This window comes from Acidiphilium sp. MT5 (genome assembly GCF_054767495.1).
Window position 1 is genome coordinate 357669 of the sequence record NZ_BAABMR010000001.1, and the last position, 19081, is coordinate 376749.

General features: G+C 62.0%; 16 protein-coding genes. 3 read left to right on the forward strand and 13 right to left on the reverse strand.

Features of this window, described 5'->3' with window-relative positions; all coding sequences use genetic code 11:
* Window positions 1-14: 14 nt before the first annotated feature.
* The 11 genes from pimC to ACYUCQ_RS01730 all read right to left on the reverse strand — a co-directional run bounded on the left by pimC (window position 15) and on the right by ACYUCQ_RS01730 (window position 14459).
* Window positions 15-1226, reverse strand: a complete 1212-nt coding sequence (gene pimC / locus ACYUCQ_RS01680; protein ID WP_460252759.1) for a pimeloyl-CoA dehydrogenase large subunit — start codon at window positions 1224-1226, stop codon at window positions 15-17.
* 13 nt (window positions 1227-1239) lie between these two features.
* A complete protein-coding gene (locus tag ACYUCQ_RS01685) occupies window positions 1240-2421 on the reverse strand; it encodes an acetyl-CoA C-acyltransferase (RefSeq protein ID WP_460252760.1) in 1182 nt (393 codons plus the stop codon).
* Between the two features lie 9 nt (window positions 2422-2430).
* Entirely contained in the window at window positions 2431-4122 is a 1692-nt protein-coding gene (locus ACYUCQ_RS01690) for an AMP-binding protein (protein ID WP_460252761.1), read from the reverse strand.
* Window positions 4119-6230 (reverse strand): 3-hydroxyacyl-CoA dehydrogenase NAD-binding domain-containing protein, encoded by a 2112-nt coding sequence (locus tag ACYUCQ_RS01695; protein ID WP_460252762.1) that lies wholly within the window; start codon window positions 6228-6230, stop codon window positions 4119-4121. Before ACYUCQ_RS01695 ends, ACYUCQ_RS01690 begins: the two co-directional genes overlap by 4 nt.
* A gap of 111 nt (window positions 6231-6341) precedes the next feature.
* Entirely contained in the window at window positions 6342-6509 is a 168-nt protein-coding gene (locus ACYUCQ_RS01700) for a hypothetical protein (protein WP_460252763.1), read from the reverse strand.
* Entirely contained in the window at window positions 6509-7228 is a 720-nt protein-coding gene (locus tag ACYUCQ_RS01705; RefSeq protein ID WP_460252764.1) for a hypothetical protein, read from the reverse strand. Before ACYUCQ_RS01705 ends, ACYUCQ_RS01700 begins: the two co-directional genes overlap by 1 nt.
* Window positions 7228-8289: an ABC transporter ATP-binding protein gene (locus ACYUCQ_RS01710; protein WP_460252765.1), complete on the reverse strand. Its 1062-nt coding sequence runs from the start codon at window positions 8287-8289 to the stop codon at window positions 7228-7230. Before ACYUCQ_RS01710 ends, ACYUCQ_RS01705 begins: the two co-directional genes overlap by 1 nt.
* Window positions 8286-9872 (reverse strand): ABC transporter permease, encoded by a 1587-nt coding sequence (locus ACYUCQ_RS01715; RefSeq protein WP_460252766.1) that lies wholly within the window; start codon window positions 9870-9872, stop codon window positions 8286-8288. The genes ACYUCQ_RS01710 and ACYUCQ_RS01715 overlap by 4 nt, the downstream gene beginning before the upstream one ends.
* 6 nt (window positions 9873-9878) lie before the next feature.
* On the reverse strand, window positions 9879-10904 hold the full coding sequence (locus ACYUCQ_RS01720) for an ABC transporter substrate-binding protein (protein WP_460252767.1): 1026 nt from the start codon (window positions 10902-10904) through the stop codon (window positions 9879-9881).
* 160 nt (window positions 10905-11064) lie between these two features.
* Window positions 11065-12567 carry a tetratricopeptide repeat protein gene (locus tag ACYUCQ_RS01725; protein WP_460252768.1) on the reverse strand — a complete coding sequence of 501 codons (1503 nt, stop codon included), beginning with the start codon at window positions 12565-12567 and terminating at the stop codon, window positions 11065-11067.
* On the reverse strand, window positions 12564-14459 hold the full coding sequence (locus tag ACYUCQ_RS01730) for a sulfotransferase family protein (protein WP_460252769.1): 1896 nt from the start codon (window positions 14457-14459) through the stop codon (window positions 12564-12566). The genes ACYUCQ_RS01725 and ACYUCQ_RS01730 overlap by 4 nt, the downstream gene beginning before the upstream one ends.
* A 169-nt stretch (window positions 14460-14628) precedes the next feature.
* Here ACYUCQ_RS01730 and mbfA point away from each other — a divergent pair, with 169 nt between their 5' ends.
* The 3 genes from mbfA to yddG all read left to right on the forward strand — a co-directional run bounded on the left by mbfA (window position 14629) and on the right by yddG (window position 17530).
* Complete coding sequence (gene mbfA / locus ACYUCQ_RS01735) at window positions 14629-15585, forward strand: iron exporter MbfA (RefSeq protein WP_460252770.1); 957 nt, start codon at window positions 14629-14631, stop codon at window positions 15583-15585.
* 61 nt (window positions 15586-15646) lie between these two features.
* Window positions 15647-16603, forward strand: coding sequence for an NAD(P)H-dependent flavin oxidoreductase (locus ACYUCQ_RS01740; protein ID WP_460252771.1), 957 nt, complete (start codon window positions 15647-15649; stop codon window positions 16601-16603).
* Window positions 16604-16654: 51 nt separating this feature from the next.
* On the forward strand, window positions 16655-17530 hold the full coding sequence (yddG, locus tag ACYUCQ_RS01745) for an aromatic amino acid exporter YddG (RefSeq protein WP_460252772.1): 876 nt from the start codon (window positions 16655-16657) through the stop codon (window positions 17528-17530).
* On the opposite strand, the gene ACYUCQ_RS01750 is transcribed toward yddG, so the two are convergent.
* Together ACYUCQ_RS01750 and ygfZ are read right to left on the reverse strand one after the other, a co-directional pair.
* Window positions 17521-18186, reverse strand: coding sequence for a glutathione S-transferase family protein (locus ACYUCQ_RS01750; RefSeq protein WP_460252773.1), 666 nt, complete (start codon window positions 18184-18186; stop codon window positions 17521-17523). The two genes, yddG and ACYUCQ_RS01750, sit on opposite strands and share 10 nt — an antisense overlap.
* 26 nt (window positions 18187-18212) lie before the next feature.
* On the reverse strand, window positions 18213-19028 hold the full coding sequence (ygfZ, locus tag ACYUCQ_RS01755) for a CAF17-like 4Fe-4S cluster assembly/insertion protein YgfZ (RefSeq protein ID WP_460252774.1): 816 nt from the start codon (window positions 19026-19028) through the stop codon (window positions 18213-18215).
* Window positions 19029-19081 lie beyond the last annotated feature (53 nt).

A 19081-nucleotide genomic window follows, 5' to 3' on the forward strand; every position in this document is an offset into this window, starting at 1 on the left:
GCTAGAGCGGGGGATTAGAAGCCAAGAATGGCTTTGGCGATGATGTTGCGCTGGATCTCGTTTGATCCGCCATAGATCGAGATTTTGCGCCAGTTGAAATAGGTTGGCGCGGCATAGGCGGCGTCTTCCGGGCCGATGGCCATGGCGTTGCTCTCATCCTCCGGTTCGCCGGAACCCTGGAACGGCATAGCGAGCGGACCGACCACTTCCATCAGCAATTCGGTGGTGGTTTGCTGGATTTCCGAGCCCTTGATTTTCAGGATCGAGGAGCGTGGATCAGGCACGCCGTGCTTGCCGGATTTACGGGCATCGGAAAGGATACGCAGCTGGGTGATTTCCAGGGCTTTCAAATCGACATCCACCTCCGCGAGCTTTTCGCGGAACCAGGGCGCATCGATCAGCTTGCCATCGCCCGCGCGTTCCAGGGCCGCGAGTTCGCGCACGCGGCGCAGGCGCTGTTTGGAGGCGCCGACGCGTGCGATGCCGGTGCGTTCGTTGCCGAGCAGGAATTTTGCATAATCCCAGCCTTTATTTTCCTCGCCGACCAGATTTTCGGCGGGGACTTTAACCTCATCAAACCAAACCTCGTTCACCTCATGGCCGCCATCGATCAGTTGGATCGGGCGCACGGTGATGCCGGGGGTTTTCATATCGACCAGGATGAAGGAAATGCCTTCTTGTTTTTTGGCGGCTTGCGGGTTGGTGCGCGCCAGCACGAAAATCCAATCGGCATATTGAGCGAGGGTGGTCCAGGTTTTCTGGCCGTTGATGATATAGAAATCGCCCTCGCGGCGGGCGGTGGTTTTCAGGCCCGCGAGGTCCGATCCAGCGCCGGGTTCGGAGAAGCCTTGGCACCACCAGATATCGATATTCGCTGTTGCGGGCAGGAATTTCTTTTTTTGCTCTTCACTGCCGAAGGTCGCGATCACCGGGCCGACCATCGAGACATTGAAGGGCAAAGGCTGCGGCGCGGGTGCGGATTGGAGTTCTTCCAGCAGGATATATTCCATCACCGGGCTCCAATCCTTGCCGCCCCAGGCTTGCGGCCAATGTGGCACCGCCCAGCCTTTGGCGTTGAGCTTGCGCTGCCAATCGACAATGGCTTGCTTGCCGATCTCGCGGCCTTCGATCATGTTTTTTTGCACATCGTGGGGCAAATGATCGTGGATGAATTGGCGCACCTCATCGCGAAAGGCGCTTTCTTCGGCGGAGAAGCTGAGTTCCATGGCTTGGGTCCTTTCAGACGATTTCAAACAGGCCGGCGGCACCTTGGCCACCGCCAATGCACATAGTGACGACGGCGCGTTTCGCACCCCGCCTTTTGCCTTCGATCAGGGCGTGGCCGGTCATGCGAGCACCGCTCATGCCGTACGGATGGCCGATTGAGATGGAGCCGCCATCGACATTCAGTTTTTCGTGCGGAATCCCAAGCTTATTCGCGCAATAGAGCACTTGGCTGGCGAAGGCTTCGTTCAGTTCCCAGAGGTCAATATCATCGATGGTCAGGCCGTGACGTTTGAGCAAACGCGGAATGGCATAGACCGGGCCAATTCCCATCTCGTCCGGCTCGCAGCCAGCGACCACGAAACCCCGGAAAATGCCAAGCGGGGTCAGGCCCCGTTTGGCGGCTTCGGTGTCGGACATCATTACGCAGGCGGAGGCGCCATCTGAGAGCTGGCTTGCGTTGCCGGCGGTGATGAATTTATCCTCGCCGCGCACTGGCTTGAGCTTGGCGAGGCCTTCAATATTGGTGTCCGGCCGGTTGCCTTCGTCCTGGCGCAGCGTCACTTGCTCATGGGTGATTTCCTTGGTTTCTTTATTTTCCACCGCTTTAGTGGTGGTTACCGGGATAATTTCGTGATCGAAACGCCCAGCTTGCTGGCCGGCAGCAGTGCGGCGCTGGCTTTCGAGCGCGTAGGCATCCTGCATCTCGCGGGTAATGTGGTAGCGGGCGGCCACAATGTCGGCGGTTTCGATCATCGGCATATAGATTGCGGGCTTGTGTTCGCGCAGCCAGGGATCGAAGGCGCGTTCACCACCAATCGGGTTGGAGGTCAGGCTGATCGATTCCAAACCGCCCGCGATGACCACCGGCGCGCCCTCGACCATGATTTGATGAGCGCCAAGCGCGATGGCTTGCAGGCCGGAGGAGCAGAACCGGTTCACTGTCATGGCGGCGGCATTGACATTGATACCCGCGCGCACGGCGGCGAGGCGGGCGACGTTGCTGCCGGTGGTGCCTTCGGGTGTCGCGCAGCCCAGGATCACGTCTTCGATTTCATCCGGGGCGACTTTGGCGCGGCTGAGCGCCTCGCGGATGGCGAACGCGCCGAGCGTGGGGCCAGGGGTGATGTTAAAGGCGCCGCGAAAGGCTTTGCCGATCGGCGTGCGGGCGGTGGAGACGATGACGGCTTCGACCATGCGAGACTCCTAGAGGGTAGGCTGGTGGTGAGTGGTTTTGGCAATTTCTTCGGCGACCAGCTCTTTGCGCGAGAACTTGCCGACCGAGGTTTTGGGGAGATGATCCCGAAACTCGATGGCGGTAGGCATTTCGTGGCGACCGAGCTTGTCGGCCAGAAAATCGCGCAAGGCTTCGAGCGTGAAAGGAGGGGAACCGGGTTTGAGCGTGATGAAGGCTTTGGCCGATTGGCCGCGATAAGGGTCGGGGATGCCGACGACAATGGCTTCGGCGACATCGGGATGCTCATAGATCGCGGATTCGATCATGGTTGGGTAAACATTAAAGCCACCGGAGAGGATCATGTCCTTTTTCCGGTCCACGAAAAATACCATGCCGTTCGGGTCGATCCGGCCAATATCGCCGGTGAGGAAATGGCCGTCGATGAAGCTTGCGGCATTTTCCTCAGGCTTGTTCCAATAGGCTTTGAATACGTTCGGGCCTTTGACGCGCACCTCGCCGACGTCGCCATAGGGCAAAATCCGTGTTGGATCATCAAGGGCAACGACATCGAGCAGCACGCCGGGCAGCGGCATGCCGGCAGAGCCGGGGATGAAGATGCCATCGAGCAGATTGCCGGTTCCCGCCGAGGCGGTTTCGGTCATTCCCCAACCGCCGCCAAGGCGCATGCCGGTAATGCGCTCAAATCGCTGGCCGATTTCAACGGGCAGGGGCGCGCCGCCGGAGCCGACCAAGAGCAGGGAGGACAGGTCGCGGTTTTCCAGGTCTGGCACGTTGGCGAGGGCGATCCACATGGTTGGCACGCCCGGGAAATAGCTGGCCTTGTTGACTTCGATATCATGCAGGGTGGTTTGCGGATCGAATTTCAGGCGGAGCAATAATTCGCTGCCGCGCGAGAGTTGCAGCAGCAGCAACACGACCAGCGCGTAGATATGAAACAGCGGCAACACACAAATAGCGCGCAGGCGGGTGCCACGGGGAAACCGGCCCTGGCCATCGATGAAGGCCTCGTAGATGGCAACGGAGGCGCGCAGGGTGGCGTGGGTGTGCATCGCCCCTTTCGGCAGGCCGGTGGTGCCGCCGGTATATTGCAGGAGCGCCAGATCATCCGGATCGATCACCGGCAGCGGGGCCGCTCGGGTGCGGCCTGTGGCGCGCAACGCATCCAGCGTGATCACACGCGGATCATCGGTGGGGATTGGCGGGTGGGGCATGCCGGGGATGGGGCCGTAGGCGGCATCATCGGCGACGATCAGGTGATCGAGATCGCCCCGGGCCAGGAGCTTTTGGGCCATGCCGAGCATGGCGCCGATATTGGTGCAGATCAGAATCCGCGCCCCGGAATCATGGAGTTTATGGGCCAGTTCGCGTTCGGCATCGAGCGGCGAGAGATGCACCACCACCAGCCCTGCGGTGAGGGTGCCAAAAAAGCAGAACGGATGGGCAGGGGTGTTGGGCAGATAGAGCGCTATGCGCGCCCCTTTGCCGGGATTGAGGCTGAGCAGACCTTGTGTCACCTCATGAAGGGCAGTGCCGAGGGCGGTAAAGCTGATTTTATGGCCACGATAATCGAGCGCCGGATCATCACCGAATTCGGCGATGGTGCGCCCGATCATCGCCGGAATGGTTTCATGCGGCGGCGTGAGATCCCAGGGCAGGCCTTTGGGGTAATTGGCCTCCCAGGGATAAGGCCGCGCGCTCATTCGGCCGCTGCTTGCGCGTGACCGGCAAAGCCCGCGAAGCCCTTGCCGCTGGCCGCGAGAGATTTCAGCAAGGCGGCGGGGGCGAGGCCTGGGTCCTTGATGGTGCCGGCGTAATGCTCCAGCCGCTCGACGATGGTGGGGAGGCCGACCAGATCGGCATGGAAGCACGGGCCGCCGCGCCAGACCGGCCAGCCATAGCCATAGACCCAGACCACATCGATATCTGAGGGGCGGATGGCGATGCCTTCTTCGAGGATGCGTGCAGCCTCGTTGATCATCGGGTAGGTCATGCGCTCAAGGATTTCCTGATCGCTAATCGCTCGGCGGGTGATGCCGAGGCGCGCCGCCGTATCGGTGATCAGGGCTTCCACCACCGGGTCAGGCGTGGGGGTGCGGCTGCCATTTTCATACAGATAATAGCCGCTGCCGGTTTTCTGCCCGAAACGGCCTTGTTCACAGAGCGCATCGGAAATCGGGGCTTTGACGCCGCGATGTTTTCGAATCCGCCAGCCGACATCAAGCCCGGCGAGATCGCCCATGGCGAACGGGCCCATCGGGAAGCCGAATTTCAGGATCACCGCATCGACCTGTTGCGGCAAGGCGCCTTCGAGCAGGAGGCGTTCACATTCGGTGGTGCGGCGGGCGAGCATGCGGTTGCCGACGAACCCATCGCAATTGCCAACCACGACCGGGACTTTGCCCATGGCTTTACCAATTGCGATGGCGGTGGCGATAGCTTGGTGGGACGTGGCTTTGCCACGCACGATTTCCAGCAATTTCATCACGTTGGCCGGCGAGAAGAAATGCATGCCCAGCACATCATGCGGGCGGGATGTGGCGTTGGCGATGGCATCCACATCCAGGGTGGAGGTGTTGGTGGCGAGCAGGGCGCCGGGTTTGGCGTGGGTGTCGAGCCGGGCGAAAATTTGCTTTTTCAGCTCCATTTCCTCGAACACGGCCTCGATGATCACGTCCGCATCAGCGAGTTTGGACCAATCGGTGGTGCCCGAAAACAGGGCCATGCGCTTTTCGGTGGTGCCTGCGGGCAGCGCGCCGCGTTTGACCGAGATCTCGTAGGTTTCGCGCACCCGATCAAGTCCACGGGTCAGAGCCGCATCGTCAGTTTCAACGATTGTGACCGGGATGCCAGCATTGGCGAAATTCATCGCGATGCCACCGCCCATAGTGCCGCCACCGAGCACGGCGGCGCGGGTGATTTTGGCTGGTTTTTGCTCCGGGCCGATGCCGGGGATTTTTTGCGCCTCGCGTTCGGCGAAGAAAATATGACGTTGGGCGCGGGATTGATCGCCCACCACCAATTTCATGAACAAGTCACGCTCGGCGGCAAGGCCGGCCTCAAAATCGAGGGTGAAGGCGTTGCGCACGGCCTGCACGCAGGCGGCGGGCGCTTCCACGCCTTTAAGTCGCTTGGTGGCCTCGGCGGCGGCCTTTTCAAAGCCCGATGGATCGGCCTTGGCGGCGGCGAGTTTTTCGCTCCGGTCGCGCACGCGCGGGCTTGGGGTTTTTTGGGCGAGCACAATGCGGGCGAAATCCATGGCGCCTGGAATCGGATCAGCGACGATGGCATCGATCAGCCCTTCGGCAAGGCCGGCTTTGGCGCTGATCATTTTACCTGAGACGATGGCGGCGACGGCGGCTTCCGGGCCGATCAGCCGGGGCAGGCGCTGGGTGCCACCGGCACCGGGGAGCAGGCCGAGCTTGACTTCCGGCAGACCCATCCGGGCCTCGGCGGCGGCAACGCGGAAATGGCAGCCCAAGGCGAGTTCAAGCCCGCCGCCCAATGTGGTGCCGAACAGGGCGGCGACCACGGGTTTGGCGCTAGCCTCAAAGCGTTCGATCACGGCATGGAGGCCGGGCTCCTGTGGCGGTTTGCCGAATTCAGTAATGTCGGCACCGGCAGAGAAGGTGCGGCCCCGGCAGCCCAGTACAATGGCATGGATGGCGGGATCATGGTCGGCTTGGTCGAGGGCGGCGATCAGTCCGGCGCGAACGGCGTGGCTGAGAGCGTTCACCGGCGGGCTATCGATCGCGATCAGCGCGATCCCGTCATGGGTTTCATAATCAACAACCGGATTGATTTTGCTCATCGCGTTCCCCTTTTTGCGCCGGGTGACCTTAACGGTAACGCCCGGAATTATGCGTTCGCTTCTGAACCATTGACGCCAGCATGGCAAGCACCTGCTGCGCGTGTATAAGTGTTATCTACGGGCGAGATAAGCGGCGGCGGCGAGCAGGGCGAGCGGGATTAGCGCGCCGGCGAATAGGCGCGCGGGCGAGGCGATCAGCGCGGCGGCAAGGGCGGTGATGATGGCGATGCAGCCAAGGTTGCGTGCGTCACCAATCAAGGTTTTGATCAGGCCGCGCATTATCGGGCCGCCATATCGGCAGGGCGCTTGAGAGCGCTGATCAGCAATAATCCGCCGGCGGCATAAAAGCCCAGCAGCGCGGGGAGCGCATAATCGCCCAGCGGCCATTGATAGCCGAGGGCTGCAAGGGTCCAGAAGGTGCCGAAGCTGAGAATGGCGCAGCCCACCATGAATTTGATGGTGTTTTCCGGCACCCGGGCGAGCGGTGCGCGCAGCGCCGTGCCAATGGCCATGACGACGATGAGGGCGGCGATGGCGGCGGCAGCGGCGGCGGCGGTGTGACCGGTTTGCACGCCGAGCGCGACCACGATGAGCCAGACTTCCAACCCTTCAAACAGCACGCCTTGGAACGCGACCAGCATAGCGCCGCGCCGTTCCGCTAGTGCCTCGCTGGCGGAGAGTTTGGCAAAGGCGGCGGCTTCATTATGCAACGGCTTCAGCCCGGCACCGCGCGCGATGGCTTTGGCGAGCCAGCGCAGGCCGAACAGGAGCAAAAAGACGCCAATGATGAATTGCGCGATCCGTAAATTGCCGATGGCGCTGATCGCGCTGGCACCAACCAGGGTCAGGGCGGCGAGCACGGCCAAGGCGGCGAGGCCGGCGGCGATGGTGCGTTGCCAACCAATCGCCAGCGCCACCGCGAGCACGATGGTAAAGGCTTCCACCCACTCGACCGAAGCCGTCAGAAAGGCTGCGATCATCACGCTGAGATCCGACATTAACGCGCCTCCAATTGAGGGAAAATATGTAAACATGCGGGGTCGATGCGCAATCGGGCCGGCCCGAGGCTGGGGCGGGTGGCGGCGATCACCGGGATGGTGCTCGCGCAGTCGGCCACGCGATAGGTGGCGCGGAATTGCCCGGTATCGAACTGGCTGGTGAGGCATTGGGCGGCGATGCCGTCATGATCCTCGGTGGGGAAGATGGCAGCTTGACGCCAAAATACGCGCACTGATCGTGCGCCGCCGAGCTGATCGGCCCGGCCCGGCAGGCGCAGCGTGGTAGCGCCCAGGGTCAGCAGGGCATCTGGCCCTTCGGCATAAGCGGGGAGTGCGAGGCCGCCGAGCAACCCGGCGATGCGGGCGGCATAGGCGCTGGCGGGGCGGTGATAGAGGATTTCGGGTGTGGCGGATTGGCTGATGCGCCCGGCTTCGAGCACGGCGACCCGATCGCCGAGATGCACGCAATCGGCGGGATCGTGCGACACGCAGAGTGCGGTCAGTCCGGATTCGGCGATGACGGCGCGCAGTTCGGTGCGCAGCGTTTCGCGGGTTTCAAGGTCAAGACTGGAGAAGGGCTCATCGAGCAGCAATAATTTCGGGGCGGCGGCGAGGGCGCGGGCGATGCCAACGCGCTGCTGCTGACCGCCCGACAAGGTGGCGGGCAAGCGGCCCGCATGATCGGCGACACCAAAGCGCTCAAGCAGGCTGCGCGCCCGGGCGGGGCCGTTGGTGCCACGCGGCACCGCGAGGGCCACATTTTCCAGCACCGAGAGATGCGGCCACAGGGCGAAATCTTGGAACACCATGCCAAGGCCGCGCCGTTCGGGCGGGATGAAAACGCGATCCGCGTCATCGACCAGCGTGGTGCCGATTTCGATGGTGCCGTGATCAGCCCGGTCAAGCCCGCCGACAAGGCGCAGTATGCTGGTTTTGCCTGAGCCGGATTCGCCGGCCAGCACCAAACATTCGCCCTCCTGCACATCCAGGGTGATGGCATCCAGAACCCGGCGGCGGGCGATCTCGCGCCCGAGATTGGTGATGGTGAGTGACTGGGTCATGCGCGTGCGGCACCACGCGGGGTGGTGAGCAGGCGCACGATCAGCAGCAGCGCACAAGCGAGTGCAATCATCGCCACCATGCCCAGCACCGCGAGCCGAGCGGCGGCAGCCAGATCGCCCATTTGATCGAGCCCGACGATGGCAACACCCAGCGGGGTGGCCCCCGGCGGGTATAGGAGTTCCGAGATTGGCAATTCGAACATGATGGCACCGGTGGCGACCAGCAGGCCATAGAGCAAGGGTTGGGCCAGCAGGGTGGCATTGATGTCGATGGCGCGGGTGCTGGCGGAGAGGCCGTGGATCCGTGCGGCGGCGGCCAAATTGCGGTCAAGATCGGCGAAGGCACCCTGCACCATGCGGGCGGCGAGCGGAATTGTGCCGGCGGCATAGGCAATGATCAGCAGGGTCGTGGTGCCATAGAGCGGCAGGATATTGTTATTGAAGGTGAGAATATAGCCCGCGCCGAGCACGAGGCCGGGCACCGCCATATTGGCCAGCAAAGCGGCATCGATGGTGGTGGTAATCAGGCCGCGCCGCTGCGCGCGAATTTGCAGAAGCGCGACGCCGGTGGCGGTGGCTAGGGTTGCGCCGATCAGCCCGAAGCCGAGCGAGCGCAGGATGGGGTTGAGATGCGGGGTGGGTTGCCAGCCATGGCTGAACCCGCGCAGGAGCAAAAAGCAAAAAGGGATGACGATGCCGAGGGTGAGCAGCAGAATAATCCCGCTCAGCGCCAAGCGTGACAGGGCCGGGCTGGGGCTGCGGCGCTGGACCATGCGGTTGCGGCCGTTGCGCAGATTGGCGCCGCGCCGTTGCAGTGCCAAGCTGGCGAGGCCAAATAAAGCGGCGATCAGCACCAGACGCCAACAGAGCAGGGCAGCGCCGGCAAAATCGGTCGGGGTTTCGGCAAGATTTTGATAGATCGCGTAGGTGAGTAATGGAATTTTGCTGGCGGTGCCAAGTGTCGCGGGGATGCCGAATTCCTGCATGGTCTCGATCACCGCGACTGCGAAAGCAAGGGCCAGTGCGGGCGCGATCAGGCGAGCGATGATCAGCAGACGGCGCAGTGGCGGCAGATTATGAATGAGGGCGGCTTCGCGTAACCCCGCCCCCGCCCCCGCGACTGTGGAACGCGCGACAAAGCTGGCGAAGGGCAGCGCTTTGATCACGAACAGCATGATCAGGCCGGGCAGGCCAAAGAAGGCACGACCGAACAGGCTCAGCCGGGTCTGTGGTGTGCTGAACAAAATGATCCAGCCCGTGGTCAACACATAGCTTGGGGCGAGGAACAGGGCCCAAAGCGTAACATTGGCGAGGGTCGCGGCGACCCCCCGATAGTCAGTGATGAACCAAGCGATCAAGCCGCCGAGCGGGGCGGCGATCAGGGCGGTGAGGATGGCGAGTGATAATGAGTCCCAAACCGGCTGCCATCCGGCACTGGGCATGCTTGGCTGGAGCAGCGGCAACGCCAGCAGGCGCAGCAACGGCACGATGAACAGAGCGACGATCAGCACGAGGGCGATCAGCCCGCCGGAGCGTGCCAGACGTGCAGAGATCGAGCGTCGATGCCGGACAAGGGTGGTCACGGGCGATCACGATCCAGAGCCAATGATCCGTTTGGCGAACCAGGCGGTGATGTTGTTTTGGGCAGCGCCCCAGCGTTGCGCATTGAGTGTCGCAAGATCAAGGGAGGCCAATGGCGGCATCCCAGCGCGCGGCGCGGCTCCGGTTATGATCGGCCAATAATAGGCGTCGCCATCATTTTGGTGGGTGCGAATGGCTTGCGCGGCTTGGCTGTTCGCGAAGGCAATGAAAAGCTTGGCCTCGGTGCTGCGTTTGGCCGTCAGGCCGGGGGCCATGACCATGACATTCGGCAGCACATAGGCGGGGTGCGGGATGGTCACGGTCAGCGAATGATCGATCGTTTGGGCGTAATGCAAGGCGGCGGAGGATTGCACGATGGCGATTTGAATGGCGCCGCTGCGCAAAGCAGCCAGGGTGGCATCGTTCTTGGCGTAAATATGCAGGCCATCAGCTTTGAGCGCGGTGATGAAATCTTTTCCCTGCGGCCAGCCGCCGGCTGATTTCAGCATACCGGCCAAGGCCGGGTAGGTGGGGCCGGAAATTGAGGGGTCGTTCATGCCGATCAGCCCGTGATAAATCGGCTGGGTGAGGTCGGACCAGTTCACGGGCGGGGCGAAACTGGCGTTGCGTGGCATGATGAATACGCCGGCGAGGGTGCAGCCGGTGGGCACATACGCGCCATTGGCCGGGACCATCGATTGACCGAGCGGCGTCAAATCAGCGGGCTCGGGCAAATGATGGGCGAGCAGACCTGCGTGATCGAGCGAAACGGCGGCGGTGGCACCATCAAACCATGCGAGCGTCCAGTCCGGATGATGGCCCTGGGCGCTGATCCGCGCGAGCAACGCGCCGGTGGAGAGGCGGATGAGTTTAACTTTGATGCCGGTTTTTTCGGTGAACGCGCGGGCGACCGCAGGGCCGTAATCAAGGCCGGAATAAACGATCAGCGTGTTGGCGCTACCCGCGGGCCACAGCAACATGGCGGCGATGACAATGAGAATGACGGCCAGCACGGCGGCGATGATTTTACGCATGATCCCTCTCGAACTCGCGTGGCGGATAGCCAAACGTGCCGGGCCATGCAACCGATCGGGCCGGGTGAATTGGCGGCGATCATGGTAAAAAGGCAATTATAACTGATATTTGATCCGTTTTACTGTCATTAAATTGTCATAATTCGACGCTTTGACTTGATCAAATCTCGGCAGCGAGTCGCTCGACCACGCCAGACCAGTCATAGGGGCGCTGTTGGCGATATAATTTGATCGATGGATACCACGGCGTGTCATCACGCCCATGCAGCCAGCGCCAATCGGGCGCAAAAGGCAGGATCAGCGAGGTGGCCACGCCACTCGCGCCAGCGAGATGGGCGACCGAGGTATCGATGGTGACCAGCCGATCCAGGCTTTGCATGATCGCCAGCGTATCGGTGAAATCTTGGATGGTGGGGCCAAGATTGACCAACGGGGCGGGGCCGAAATACTGTCCGACCTCATCGATCCGGTCGCCTTTTTGCACGGTGACAATCGCAATATCGGGCCGGGCGAATAGCGGGGCGAATTGGCGCAGTTTGACCGTGCGTTTCCGGTCGTTTTTATGGGTTGGCCGCCCTGCCCAAACGAGGCCGATGCGCTTTTTATGGCGCGGGGTGAGTGCGTCGAGCTGTTGCCGCCACGCGGCGATTTTGGCGGGGTCAGGGTGGAGGTAGGGGATGGTTGCGGGTATCGTATCGATAGTGGTGCCAGCCAGACGGGGCAGGCCGGACAGCGGGATGTAGGCATCAAAATCGCCGGTGGCTTCCCAGCGTGTGACGATGCGACCGATGCCGTTAATTTGTTTAAGGATCGGCACCAGATCGCCGCTGCAGGCGAGCACGGGTTTGGGCGCGCGTTCGGCGAGCCAGGGGATGTAGCGGCCAAATTGGATGCAATCGCCAAAGCCCTGATCGGCAACGATCAGGAGTCGGCCTTCGGGCAATGGCCCGCCATCCCATTGTGGTTTGTCGGTCTTTGGCAGCATCCCTTCGGCTTGTTTGAGCTTGAAGCGCCATTCATAGCTCTCCCAGCCGGGGGTTAATTGGCCTGCGAGGAGCAAGATTTCGGCGCGCTCGAAATGGGCTTCGGGGAAATTGGCATCAAGCTCAATCGCGCGATCTGCGGCGGCGAGTGCGTCATTGAGTTCGAGCCGCTCGTAGCGGATCAGCGCGTGATTGAAATGGGCGCGGCTATCCTCGGGTGCCAGTTCGATGGCGCGGTGGGCGACGCGCAGTGCGTCATCCAGCCGGCCCGCGCCGCGATAGATTTCGCACATATTGCGCGGATAGACCGGCACTTCAGGGGAAAGTTCCATCGAGCGTTCCATCCGTTCGATGGCCAGATCGATTTTGCCGCGCCGATAGGCGACGATGCCGGAGAGATGCAGCACATGAGCGTGGTTGGGGGCGGCGCGCAACACACGTTCGGCGAGGTCTTCGGCCAGATCAAGCTTGCCATCACGCTCATAGGCGCTGATTTCATTGAGCACTTCGCCGAGCGTCACTTTGATCCCGCCGGCAATGGGCGGTGGTGGCGCACCAGCGCTGGCCGGTCCCGATGGCGCTTGCGCTGGCGCAGCATCAGGCGCTGCCGACGCCGGAACGCTGGCAGGTGGCGCGCTGGCCGGTGCGGCGTCGGCTTGGGGGGGTGGCATGTCGTTCATGCGGCCTGCTGTGCGCTGGGAGTGTAACCGAGAGCCTCAATCCAGGGGTTGAGGATGGGGCGCATCGGGTCGAGCCGGGCACCGAAATTCTGATGGCGGTTCAGGCTGCGGCGATGCAGTTTTTCCCGTGTGACCGCATAGGCGGGGGTGCGCGGCACTTTGCGGGCCGGTGCGGTCAGGGCGGCGGCGGCATCGACCTGAATGCCGATAAAATCAAGCACCCGCGCGAAGGTGGCGACCGGGGCGGTGATCAAATCCTCGTAGCGAACCGGCAGATAGCGCAGGGTCATTTGGCCGCGAATATGGCTGATCGCGGACATTGTGGTGTCATAAAATTTGGCCGCACTTTCCAGTGTCACGCCGGCATTGCCCGCGTATAATCGGTCCTGTGCGAAACACGACAGGCCGACATCGAGCGGATGGCGCAAGACCTGGATCACCGGGGCGGTGGGGAACAGCATGGCGGCGAGGCCGAGCGTCCAGGGCAGGTCGGCACTGCGATCGGTGATGAAGCGGGTTTCGGCATTGGCGATGCCGCTGATTTGCATGCTGCGCAGATACCGCGCGCCGAGCATCGGGATGACATCGCGCGCGTCACCGGCGATGGTATCGATCAGCGCATCGGGAAATTCGCTGGCCGGGCCACCGAGTCCGGCGATCATTTTGGGCAGCAGGCGCGATAGGTCGGGCAGCGGGCCGCGATCATCGGCGGGGTCGATGCCTGGGATTTGGGCGAGCATCGATTCCAGCAACGAGGTGCCTGAGCGTGCGGTGCCGAGCAGGAAAATTGGCATCGGCGCGCCTGGTTGGATCGGCGCGCGCGGCAAAGCGCCGAGCCGATCGGAGAGAAAGGTTTGTTTCAGGGCGGCAAGGCGCTGATCGAGCGGTGCCGGGTCGAACCGCCGACCGGCGCGCTCACGCTGGAAGCTGCGGGCTTGCTGGTAGGCGCTGAAAGCAGCCTCGATATCGCCAAGCCGCTCAAGCGCTTGGCCTTTGGCCGCTAGTTCGGTGGCGACCAAGCTTTGCGGCGCGATGGCGGCGGCGGTGGCATCGATCCGTTCGATGCAGCCGGCGGGGTCGTTGCGGTGCAGCCGGGCCAGCGCGTCGAGCAGGCCGATCATCCGATCATTGGGTGCAGCTTGTTTCGCCTGGCCAATCAGGGCCTCGGCCCGGTCGAAATTACCACGCCCGGCCTCGACCTGCGCCAGACCAGAGAGGGTGCGCGGGTTTTCGGCCCGCTGCGCCATGGCCGATTGATACAAAGCCGCCGACTCGTCGAGCCGCCCCTGCAATTTCAAGTTCCAGGCCAGATTGCCGATGATCGCCGCGTCGTTCGGTTCGCTGAAGCTGAGTGCAAGGCGGTAATGGCGCTCGCCCGCGAGGACGCGATTGGTTTCGGTGAAAATCATGCCGATCATGTGATGTGCAGATGCCTCACGCGGGGCCAATTTGAGCGCGGCGCGGGCCGGGGCTTCGGCATCGGCATGGCGGCCAAGCCCGATCAGCAGTTGGGCGTATTGCAGCAGAATGACCGCGACGGGCGGGTCGATGCTGCAAATGCGCTTAATCAGGGCCTCGGCGGCTTGCAGGCGGTTTTCCGCGCGACGCAATTCATAGAGCACGCGCAGAGCTTCACGGTGTAGCGGCGCTAAATCAAGCACCTGCAGCAAATAGCGCTCGGCCTCGCGGTTGCGCCCGCCGGTGCGCGCGGTTTTGGCGAGTTCAACCGTCGTATCGAGCAGTGAATGATTGGCAGGATCAGGCAAACCAGCGGCACTCAGGCCGCAGCATCGCGTGCGGCGTAATCCCGAATTGCAGGGGCACAAAGTCGGGTCGGCCAGCAGCTTAGGTTCTGGCTCGGGCGTGGCAGGACGGGCGGTGGTGGCACTCATGAACGCGATCATGCAGGGATCGGCAGCGAGTGCAATAGGTTAGCGATCGGTCGTCTGTGTTTTTATCGTCTGCTGGGTCTGCCATTTTGCGATTTTGGGAGCGAATTGCGAATAAATGTCAATAAGTTAGGGCTTGACCGTTTCGCGGCGCACCACCACTCTGATGGGCATGCGAAACTTTTCTGAACTGTCTGAACAAGAGATCTTGGCGTTGGCGATCGGCTCCGAAGAGGAGGATGGTCGGATTTATGCTGATATTGCCGAGCGGCTGCATGTCGATTACCCGGCCTCGGCGAAAGTGTTTGTCGATATGGCGGAGGAGGAAAGCGAGCATCGCCGCCGCCTGATCGATTTATATCAAGAGAAATTCGGCAACCATATTCCACTGATCCGGCGCCAGGATGTGCGCGGCTTTTTGAGCCGCAAGGCGGTGTGGCAAATGCCCCGCCCCAGCATTCAAGATGTGCGTAAGTTGGCCGAGAGCATGGAGGCCGAGACGGCCAATTTCTATCGGTTGGCGGCCAGCCGCACATCAGATGTCGCGGTGCGGAAATTATTGGGCGATCTGGCTCAGGCCGAGCAGGGGCATGAGCGGGTGGCCGACCAATTGACCGAAGAGAATTTACCGCAATCGGTGCGCTCGGAAGAGGATGATGCGGCCCGGCGCAATTTTGTACTGCGCTATATTCAGCCGGGCCTCGCCGGGTTGATGGATGGGTCGGTTTCAACGCTGGCACCGGTGTTTGCCTCGGCTTTTGCCACTGGCAAACCTTGGGATGCCTTCATTGTTGGGATTGCCGCATCATTGGGCGCGGGTATTTCGATGGCGTTTGCCGAAGCTTTATCCGATGATGGCAGCTTGACCGGGCGTGGTTCGCCGATTGTGCGTGGTGTGATTACTGGCGGCATGACCACGTTGGGGGGGCTTGGCCATACATTGCCGTTCCTGATCCCGAATTTCTGGACGGCCATGTCGATCGCCTTTGCGGTGGTGGTGCTGGAATTGGGGATTATTTCGTGGATTCGGGCCAAATATATGGATACGCCGCCAATGCGGGCGGCGATGCAGGTCGCGCTGGGCGGTGCCATTGTGTTTGTGATGGGCGTGCTGATTGGCAGCTCATAGCGCGACCGATTGGGGCCGGATGGTTCCTTGACGTAATCGGGCGGTCATTCCACAAAGAGGTATGACCGTTCCAGCAATATTACGCGATAATTTGGCGATTCCGGTGATCGGCTCGCCGTTGTTCATTGTGTCCAACCCCAAGCTGGTGATTGCCCAATGCACCAGCGGGATTGTGGGCTCGTTTCCATCGCTGAATGCGCGGCCTGATGCCAAGCTCGATGAGTGGCTGGCCGAGATCACCGAGGCCTTGGCGGCTTGGGATCGGGCGCATCCTGATCGGAAAGCCGCACCTTATGCCGTCAATCAGATTGTGCATCGCTCGAACGCGCGGCTTGAGCATGATTTGGCGATGTGCGTGAAATATAAGGCGCCGGTGGTGATTACCTCGCTCGGCGCGCGTGAGGATGTGAATGCCGCCGTGCATTCTTATGGCGGCGTAGTGCTGCATGACATTATTAATAACAAATTTGCCCATAAGGCGGTTGAGAAAGGGGCTGATGGGTTGATTGCGGTGGCCGCCGGTGCCGGCGGCCATGCCGGGGTTATTTCGCCGTTTGCGTTGATCCAGGAAATTCGAACCTGGTTCCACGGGCCGTTGGCCTTGTCCGGGGCCATTGCGACCGGGCGGGCGGTGCTGGCGGCGCAGGCGATGGGGGCGGATTTCGGCTATATCGGCTCGGCCTTTATCGCGACCGAAGAAGCGAATGCCTCGGAAGCCTATAAGCAGGCCATCGTGGATAATGGCGCAGATGATATTGTTTATACCAACTTATTTACCGGCGTACATGGCAATTACCTCAAGCCAAGCGTGGTCGCGGCGGGGCTTGATCCGGATCATTTGCCCGAGAGCGATGCATCAGCGATGAATTTCCATGAAGGGGCGAAAGCCAAGGCCTGGAAGGATATTTGGGGCTCGGGGCAGGGGATTGGCGCGATTGATGCGGTGGTGCCGGCGCGCGTGCGGATCGAGCGGTTGATTGCTGAATATCGGCAAGCCAAGGCAGAACTTTGCGGCTGAGGCCTCGGTGAGCAGCAGGGTGCGGCCTGCAATCAAGGCGCGGTGACGGCGATGCAGCTTCGGCGCCGGGCGACGGCGATTGGCGGGCTGGCCATTTTGTTATGGTCGAGCCTTGCTCTGCTCGCGGTGGTGACGCGCGGGATTCCTCCGTTCGAGACGCTGGCGATCAGTTTTTTTGTGGCTTTTTGCGCCGGTTTGACCGTGGTGATCGCGCGCGGGCGGCTCGCCCGGCTGCGGCAAGGCTGGCGGGCTTGGGCCATCGGGTTTGGCGGGATTTTTTGTTATCATGCGCTCTATTTCACCGCGCTGGATTATGCGCCGCCGGCACAAGCGAGCCTGTTGAATTATTTGTGGCCGCTGTTGATTGTGTTGTTTTCAGCCGCCTTGCCCGACGGTTCGTTGCGTTGGCGGCATATGCTGGGTGCGGCGATGGGATTGGCGGGGACCATGTTGATTTTGTTGGGCAGCGGCTGGGGCGGTCATGGCACGGCGCTGGGCTATGGCTGTGCGCTGGCTGCGGCTTTTGTGTGGGCGGGTTATTCTGTTGCGAATCGGTGGATTAGCGAGGTGCCCAGCGAATTGATCGCCGGTGTTTGCGGCGCCGTATCGCTGGCCGCGTTGCTGGTCCACACCGCCGCTGAGCCGACGGTACTGCCGCGTGAGGGCCAGTTTTTGGCCATGATCGCGCTGGGGTTGGGGCCGGTCGGGCTTGCCTTCTTCTTCTGGGATTTTGCCACCAAGCGCGGCGATTTGGCGCTGCTGGGGACATTATCCTATGCCGCGCCGCTGCTCTCAACCGGCTTGCTGATCCTCGCGGGTCGCGCCGCATTGACGCTGCCGATTATCGGCGCCGCTTTGTTGATTGTGGGCGGCGCCGCGTTATCGGTAGGGCTTGGGTCAGTGCGGTCAGCGACCCGTCAGGCGTAAGGGTAGGGTCCGCCTTTGGCCAGTGCGCGCTGATAGGCCGGGCGGGCGTGGGCGGCGGCGAGGAAAGCGTTCAGGCGCGGAAAGCTGCCGTGGAGCAGGCCGCGCGAGCGAGCGGCTTCGATGGGGAAGCTCATCATGATATCGGCGCCGGTCAATTCATTGCCGGCAAACCAGGTCGAATTGGCGAGGCTATCCTCCCAAAAGCGAATACTGGTCGCGATGTTGGGGTCGAGGAATTTATCGCCGACCTGTTTGCCGATCATGCGGAGCAAGGGGGCTGCAAGGCGTGGGCCTTGGTTGGGCATTTCGGTGAAAATCAGCTTCATCACCAGAAAGGGCATGGCTGAGCCTTCGGCGTAATGCAGCCAATAGGTGTAGAGGCGCCGCTCATCGCTGCCAGCTGGCGGGATCAGGCGGTTGGCGCCGTATTTATCAATGAGATACTCAATGATCGCGCCGGTTTCGGCGATGGTCAGATCGCCATCGGTGATCACCGGGGATTTGCCGAGCGGATGGATCGCCCGCAAGCTTGGCGGTGCGAGCATCGTCTTCGGATCGCGCTTATAGAGCTTGACCTCATAGTCTAGACCCAGCTCCTCCAGGAGCCAGAGAATCCGTTGCGAGCGCGAGGCTTCGAGGTGGTGGACAATAATCATCGGGCGCTCCGTTATGGTTGGGCAGATCAAGGGGCGGCGGGCAGTTGCATCCAGCTTGGTATGTCGGGTTTGAGGGCAATCACGCCCGCGAGCAAGGGTTGATCCAGCGCATCGAGCCGCAGCATCGCGAGGGCGCGCTGACCAAGGGCCGTGCGAATTTCGCCAACCTCGCGGTCCGCCACGGTGATCGGGCCGGTCGTGGGCAGTGTTTGCGCGCCATTGACCGGGATCAGGCGGCGCTTGACCAAGCCGCGATAGCGCGTGCGGGCGGTCAATTCCTGGCCCATATAACAGCCTTTTTCCCAATCGATGCCGTTGAGCTCGCCGAAGCCGGCTTCCATGAGCAATGTTTTTTCTGGCTCCAGGTCGGCATGATCGGGGAGACCCAGAGCAAGCCGGTGGGCGAGGTATGCCGGGGGCTCTTGCGCGTCCGGCAATGGCGTTGGTGCCAAAATCCGCCAACCGGCTTGCGGCAGGCGCGGATCGCGGGCGGCGATGCTGCTGGTGGGTGGTGTAAAATCATCGCCCCAGGCGGCATGGATTGTGAACGCGCAGGAGCGATCCGCGATCTCGACCTGGCTGCGCAGACGAAACCGTGACAGGCGCTTGATTAAATCGGGGATGGCGCTGCTTGGTGCATCAAGCAGGAGGGACGCGCCATCGGTGAGGATAAAGAACTCCGCGAGATAGCGGCCTTGCGGGGTGAGCAGGGCCGACCAGACGGCCTGATCCGGCGCGCTACGGCCGACGTCGTTGGACACCAGCCCTTGGAGAAAACTGATACGATCCGGACCATTGACCGCGATGACGCCGCGATCGGGCAGGGTGGCGATATGGCTCATGGCCGAGATGTGGCCCCTTGGCTTGACGACGGCAAGGCGTGCTAAGCCGGGTT